At 43.7% G+C, this 6,935-nt stretch carries 5 protein-coding genes and 1 other annotated feature; all 5 genes read right to left on the reverse strand.

Annotated elements, in window-relative coordinates; translation table 11 throughout:
- Positions 1 to 175 precede the first annotated feature (175 nt).
- Positions 176 to 832 carry an HAD family hydrolase gene (locus ACYQ2O_RS09500; protein ID WP_346025498.1) on the reverse strand — a complete coding sequence of 219 codons (657 nt, stop codon included), beginning with the start codon at positions 830 to 832 and terminating at the stop codon, positions 176 to 178.
- The gene (locus ACYQ2O_RS09505) at positions 829 to 3,480 is read right to left on the reverse strand and encodes a valine--tRNA ligase (protein ID WP_346025497.1); all 2,652 of its coding nucleotides are present in this window, start codon (positions 3,478 to 3,480) and stop codon (positions 829 to 831) included. Before ACYQ2O_RS09505 ends, ACYQ2O_RS09500 begins: the two co-directional genes overlap by 4 nt.
- Positions 3,481 to 3,531: 51 nt before the next feature.
- Positions 3,532 to 3,770: a binding site (T-box leader), on the reverse strand.
- A gap of 17 nt (positions 3,771 to 3,787) precedes the next feature.
- Positions 3,788 to 4,291 carry a thiol peroxidase gene (locus ACYQ2O_RS09510; RefSeq protein ID WP_459796485.1) on the reverse strand — a complete coding sequence of 168 codons (504 nt, stop codon included), beginning with the start codon at positions 4,289 to 4,291 and terminating at the stop codon, positions 3,788 to 3,790.
- Between the two features lie 69 nt (positions 4,292 to 4,360).
- The gene (gene thiI, locus ACYQ2O_RS09515; protein ID WP_459796486.1) at positions 4,361 to 5,578 is read right to left on the reverse strand and encodes a tRNA uracil 4-sulfurtransferase ThiI; all 1,218 of its coding nucleotides are present in this window, start codon (positions 5,576 to 5,578) and stop codon (positions 4,361 to 4,363) included.
- 10 nt (positions 5,579 to 5,588) lie between these two features.
- Positions 5,589 to 6,725, reverse strand: a complete 1,137-nt coding sequence (locus ACYQ2O_RS09520; RefSeq protein WP_459796487.1) for a cysteine desulfurase family protein — start codon at positions 6,723 to 6,725, stop codon at positions 5,589 to 5,591.
- Positions 6,726 to 6,935: the final 210 nt, after the last annotated feature.

Genomic DNA, 6,935 nt, shown 5'->3' on the forward strand with positions numbered 1-6,935 from the left:
AGCATTTGCGTCCGACTTCCTTCAGATTCCGCCTCACGGCGGACACCCTTGTCTTTCGCTAACAGTTCCTACTGCCAAGTCTGTAGTGGACTTTCACCACCAAGTTGTCGCCCATGCCGGGCGCACATGAAAAGAAGAGAAGCTGTCTTTAGCTCCTCTTCTATAACATTACCCATTAAATTAAAATGTCACTTTTTATCTTCGTTAGAACTTCATGAAGATCATGGCAGACGTCTAATGTTCGGCTGCGGATTTCATCATCGGGTTCGATAAGATCCGGTACCATTACAACTGGAAAGCCTGCTGCGTTAGCCGCTTTGATCCCGTTTACTGAATCTTCAAGAACTAAAATATTAGATAAATTTTCACCTGCCAGCGTACTGGCTTTGATGAATATCTCAGGGTGAGGTTTTGAATGCGTCACATCATCTCCTCCAACGACGCCGTCAAAGTAATCTGATACCTCAGCACTAACGAGAAGTGCCTTGACGACCTCTCTTTCAGAACTGGACGCGACCACCATTTTGTATTCATTACTTTTCAGATAATCGAGCAGATCGACCAGTCCTTTTTTCTTGACTGGAGGAGCCGCAAACAGGACATCTTTTAAATCCGCTGTACTGTCAGTGATGAATCGCTCGACTTTTTCCTTGTCAAATGACTGATACATCGCATTGAAAAAGTCTTTCTCGCTGGCACCAATATACTTTTCATAAAACGCATAGTCAAAGGGAAGGCCTATACGGTCAGCTGTCTTCTGGTTGGCTTTATAATAGAGGGGTTCAGTGTCGAACATCAGCCCGTCCATATCAAATATGATCAGTCTATTCATCGATTATCCTCTTCTATCTCTTTCATTTTCGCCAACTGTCGAGTGACAGAATCATATTTCTCCTGATACTCTCTCCCTTTAGCTCGCTCTTCTTCAACGATGCTGTCTGGAGCATTCTGAACGAATTTTTCATTAGCAAGTTTCTTCTCCACTCGAGTGATTTCACTCTGCCATTTAGACTGCTCTTTTTCCAGACGCTTGATTTCTTCTTTGAAGTCGACTAGTCCGGCAAGTGGGATGAATACTTCCGCGCCAGTTACTACAGCTACTTTCACTTCTTCCGGCACATCGACCAACTGTTCTATGACTAGCTGATCAGGGTTACAGAATCGTCTGATGAATGACTCATTTTTTTTAAGGAAAGTCTCTTCTTTGTCTCCTTTAGTTCTGATCAGCAAATCAATCGTTTTGGACAAAGGTCTGTCAGCCTCCGAACGAATCGTTCTGACAGCCCTAATCAGTTCGATCAACATGTCCATGTTTTCTACAGCATCCTGATCTTCGAATTCAGTGCGAGTCACAGGATATTCTGCAGTTACGATGGACTCTCCTGAGTGAGGGATATGAGACCATATTTCTTCAGTTACGAATGGCATGATCGGATGAAGCAGACGCAGGGTCTGGTCCAGAACATGTACAAGAACAGACTTGGCAGACTGCTTCTGTTCTTTCGTTCCCTGTGTCAGGACTTCCTTACTCATCTCTATATACCAGTCACAGTAATCATCCCAGATGAATTTATACAACTGACGGCCAGCTTCACCGAATTCAAACTTCTCAAACAGGTCGGTCACTTGTCTGACTGTCTCATTAAGACGAGCTAGGATCCATTTGTCTGCAATCGATTTTTCTAAAGTCAGATCGATTTCTTCAACTGAAAAGTTACCTAAATTCATGATGACATATCTGCTTGCATTCCATATCTTATTGATGAAGTTCCATGATGCATCCATCTTTTCATAACTGAAGCGGACATCCTGGCCAGGAGCAGATCCGTTGGAAAGGAACCATCTCAGTGCATCCGCACCATACTTGTCGATGACTTCCATAGGATCAATTCCGTTTCCTAAAGATTTACTCATCTTTCTGCCCTGCTCATCTCTTATCAGTCCATGCATGAGAACATGCTTGAACGGCGCTTTGCCTGTAAATTCAAGACTCTGGAAAATCATACGGCTGACCCAGAAGAAAATAATGTCATACCCTGTTACCAGCGTACTCGTCGGGAAGTATTTCTTAAAGTCGCTGCTTTCCACGTCAGGCCACCCCATAGTAGAAAAAGGCCAGAGGGCCGAACTGAACCAGGTATCCAGCACATCATTATCCTGCGTCCAGTTTTCCAGATCAGAGGGGGCTGACTCTCCAACGTAAACTTCACCTGTCTCATTGTGATACCAGGCCGGTATACGGTGTCCCCACCACAACTGTCTTGAAATAACCCAGTCGTGTACATTTTCCATCCAGCTATTGAATGTCTTCTCAAAACGTTCCGGTACGAAATTGACTTTATCTTCAGTCAGCTGGTTAGCCAGTGCTTTATCAGATAAGTGATCCATCTTCACAAACCATTGAGTTGACAGTCTCGGCTCGACAATGACACCTGTTCGTTCTGAGTGACCCACGCTGTGCTGCATGTCTTCAATCTTGATTAGATATCCTTCTTCTTTAAGATCACTGACTAGAGCTTTACGTGCTTCGAACCGGTCCATCCCTTCATATTTTCCTGCCAGACTGTTCATGGATCCATCATTGTTCATCACATTGATTTGTTTCAGATCATGTCGCTGACCGATTTCAAAATCATTCGGGTCATGGGCGGGAGTAATCTTGACTACTCCTGTACCAAATTCCATGTCGACATAGTCATCAGCGATGACATCCAGTTCCCTGTCTAATATAGGAAGTAGCACTTTCTTTCCAATCAGGTGCTGATACCTCTCATCATCTGGATGGACAGCTACAGCCGTATCTCCAAGCATTGTTTCCGGACGGGTCGTAGCAATTTCTACCGACTCCTCGCTGTCCACTATCGGATAGCTGATATGGTAGAAGGCACCATTGACTTCTTTGTGCTCGACTTCAATGTCTGATAAGGCCGTCTGCGCTTTAGGGTCCCAGTTGATGATGTACTCTCCACGATAGATAAGACCCTTATTATACAGATCAACAAATACTTTGTTTACTGCTTTATTCAGTCCTTCATCAAGCGTAAACCGTTCTCTTGAATAATCGACTGATATACCAACTTTTGCCCACTGATCACGGATATTAGCCGCATATTCTTCTTTCCAGTCCCATACTTTTTCAAGAAACTTCTCTCGACCCAGATCATGACGGGAAATGTTCTGCTCAGCCAGTTTCTCTTCTACTTTGGCCTGGGTTGCTATTCCGGCATGGTCCATCCCTGGAAGCCACAAGGTGTCATATCCCTGCATACGCTTTTGTCTAATTATGATATCCTGAAGCGTCGTATCCCATGCGTGGCCCAAGTGAAGTTTCCCTGTCACGTTCGGCGGCGGAATGACGATAGAATACGGTTCTGTTCCCTTCTCATTTGGCTTGAACAAATCTTTATCCAGCCATTCCTGATATTTTCCTGCTTCTACGGCAGTTGGATCGTATTTCGTTGACATGTTATTCTCTTCCATTTTATGCACCTCATTTATTTTAATTATCAAAAAAAGCACCCATCCTAATCAAACTAGGACGAATGCTTCGCGGTACCACCTATATTACTACAGCATATTCCGGTCGATCAAATATATGCTGTAATCTCTCTAGACAGTATTAATGGTCTGTCGTCCCATTTACGAGTACTATTTGGTTTCCCCGTAAAAGCTCCCAAGCTACTTCGTGATCGTCTTCATCAGGGATTTCCAGCTGACACCCATTCTCTGAGATGATTCGGATCATTACTCCTCTTGTTCTATGCTTTTATTTATTCTCTTGTCTGAATTAGTTCAGTTCTGCTTCTTCATGTCTTGCAGCTGACAGGGCTTCTTCATAGTTCGGATCCTCAGCCATTTCTTTTACGACTTCACGGTAGACGATCTGGCCATTTCTGTTGATGACAAATACTGTCCGTGCCATTTTATCAATATCTTCGATGTAAAGACCATAGTCTTTAGCAAATGATCGGTCACTGTCATGAAGAATATCCGTAGACAGCACTTTAGATTCTGCCCAGTTGGTCTGCTGCTCTAATGTATTTGTCGATATGGAAATGATCCGTGTATTCTTCAGATCTTCAGCTTTATCATTGAAGGTATTCGTCTGTCTGGAACACGTGCTTGTTTCGATGTCCGGGACTGTACTGATGACCAGCACATCTCCTTTATAATCTGACAGGCTGACTGTTTCTTCATTCAGATTCTTGACTGCAAAGGAAGGCGCATCGTCTCCTACTTGAGGGGGTTGAGCGTTTGTCTGGAATTTTTCACCTTTTAAAGTTACATCCATGGTATTTCCTTCTTTCCTATGGTTTAAGTCTAGTGTACGGTTCATCAGGGCCGAATGCAACCAAAAGAATCAGAAAAGCGAATCAAAAGCTGCTTCGTCTGAATACTCTGAACCGGAATGTTTACCGACCACCGTATCAACTATGCCGTCCATTGCACGCTGCATCAGCCCATCAATATCCAGTTCCTCTTCCAGTTCCTTGACCTTGTGCAGTCTAGGCTTTGTTTTAGGACGTGTAGGGGCAAAGACCGTGCAACAGTCTTCATAAGGCTGAACCGCCAGATCAAAGGTATCGATATCCTGTGCAATTTTAATGATGTCGTTCTTGTCCATTGAAATCAGCGGTCTGAGGACAGGAGTATTGGTCACTTCGTTTATAGCTGTCATGCTTTCTAGAGTCTGAGAAGCGACTTGTCCGAGCGACTCACCGTTGATTATCGCCAACCCGTTTCTGTGTTCTCTGATCGCATCAGTCAGCCTCAGCATCATTCGTCTCGTGACCGTCATCGAATACGCTTCAGGTATCACTTTCTTTATCTCTTCCTGAATTTCAGTAAAGGGAACCTCCAGAAAGGTGACATCTCCCCCATATCGTGCAATTTTGGCACTGAGGTCTTTAGCTTTCTGAAGAGCTTGCGGGCTAGTATAGGGCGGGCTGTGAAAATGAACAGCTTCTATAGACATGCCTCGTTTCATCGACAGATATCCCGCAACAGGAGAATCGATCCCCCCTGACAGCATAAGCATCCCTTTTCCACTTGTTCCTACTGGAAGCCCTCCTGCACCGGACAGAGTATCGACAGAGATGAATATCCCATCTTTTCGAACCTCTACCCTGACCGTTACATCGGGATTTTTCATTCTTACTGATACCGGCTGAACAGCTTTTTCAACTTCTGTTCCAAGCAGGCGGTTCATTTCATTCGTATCATATTCAAAATCGTGGTCAGCTCTTCTGGTCATGATCTTGAAGGTCATACCTTCCCTAAACTGTTCCTTAACCAGATGAACAACGGCTTTCTTGGCTTCATCCAGCGTTTTATCCACTTTAACGACAGGTGAAAATGACTGGATACCGAATACATCCTTGAGTTCGGTCATCACTGCATCGGCGTCTTCCTCGTTCAGATCAATATGCATCCTGTCCCTGTTTGAACTGATCTTGACTGTGCTGAACTGACGAAGTTGTGACCGAACATTTCTGTGCAGCTTCTTGATGAAAAATTTTCTGTTCTTTCCTTTTGTAGACAGCTCGCCATAGCGAACCAGAATTTCTGTAATCTGCATAACGCTCTCCTTAATTTATATCTTTCAACTGCTCATATATCAAATTGAACTGGTCTTTGAATTCCTGAACTTCATCATTCGAATTCAGATGACTCAAGCTGATTCTGACAGCTGATTCAGCTTCTTCTTTAGTGTAGCCCATATCCAGTACAGTTGGTGTTTTCGTCTTTCTCCTGCTGGAACAAGCGCTAGTCGTCGATACAATGATCCCCTGCTTTTCCAGTGCGTGGACAATGACTTCTCCTCGAATCCGGTTCATTCCGAAACAGATAATATGAGGTGCACTCCCATCAGGGGTAAAGACGGTCACTTTCTCCAATTTCTTCAGATAGTCAGTCAGTTCGTTTTTCAGTTCAGATAATCTTTTTCTTTTAGCTGTTACGTCTTCTAACAGAAGTCTCAGAGCTTTAGCCATAGCAATATTCCCTGGTACATTTTCTGTCCCGCTTCGTTTTCCTTTTTCCTGGCCCCCACCACTCATCAGGGGAGCAAGTTTTCTGCCTTTTTTCAGATAAATGAAGCCGGTCCCCTTAGGCGCATGGAATTTATGTCCAGAAAAGACAGCGATATCGATTCTTGATCCAGCCAGGTCCAGATCAATTTTGCCGACTGCCTGTACAGCATCTACATGAAAGTGTATAGATGGATAAGTTTCAAGTATTTCTCCAATCTTTCTTAAAGGCTGTATGCTTCCCATCTCATTGTTGACAGCCATTATGGATACAAGAACCGTATCTTTTCTGATTGCCTGCTTTAGTTCATCCAAATCGATCTGACCTTTTTCATCTACAGAAAGGTACGTCACTTCCCAGCCCATTTGTTCCAGCTGCTCCAAGGATTTTATTACTGCTGGATGCTCGATAGCTGTAGAGATAATATGCTTCCCGTAAGCCATCTTTTCGATCGCTGTGCCTTTTATTGCCCAGTTGTCTCCTTCAGTGCCACCGCTGGTAAAGACTATTTCTTCAGAATCGACCTGAAGCAGCTCGGCCACCTGAGCACGGGACCGTTTCAGCAGACTACTCGTCTCTTCTCCCATAACATGCAGACTGGACGGGTTACCGTAGTATCGTTTGCTTGCTTCCAGATAGGACTCGAGAACTGAATCATTAATTTTAGTTGTAGCTGAATTGTCAAAGTATATCATGTCAAAACCTCTCTATGCCGTTCATATACAAACTTTTACTATTATATCAGAATTTCTTGCTTCTTCAAGCCTTGGACTGGTGTAGTATGTGTCAAGACTTTGGCGGAAACTTTTTTTCTAGAGATGGTAACTCTTCAATTTTAATATTAAAATGGCTCATTCTGTGTGTTTCATTACCCAAACATTTTCTTCAGTTGTCCCATTGGACTT

It is taken from the genome of Alkalibacterium sp. m-11, from assembly GCF_054658155.1.

What these genes read in the sequence shown, in the direction of transcription:
- ACYQ2O_RS09500 (WP_346025498.1), bottom strand. Translation starts at nt 832, where the DNA reads ATGAATAGACTGATCATATTTGATATGGACGGGCTGATGTTCGACACT.
- ACYQ2O_RS09505 (WP_346025497.1), bottom strand. Translation starts at nt 3,480, where the DNA reads ATGGAAGAGAATAACATGTCAACGAAATACGATCCAACTGCCGTAGAA.
- ACYQ2O_RS09510 (WP_459796485.1), bottom strand. Translation starts at nt 4,291, where the DNA reads ATGGATGTAACTTTAAAAGGTGAAAAATTCCAGACAAACGCTCAACCC.
- thiI (WP_459796486.1), bottom strand. Translation starts at nt 5,578, where the DNA reads ATGCAGATTACAGAAATTCTGGTTCGCTATGGCGAGCTGTCTACAAAA.
- ACYQ2O_RS09520 (WP_459796487.1), bottom strand. Translation starts at nt 6,725, where the DNA reads ATGATATACTTTGACAATTCAGCTACAACTAAAATTAATGATTCAGTT.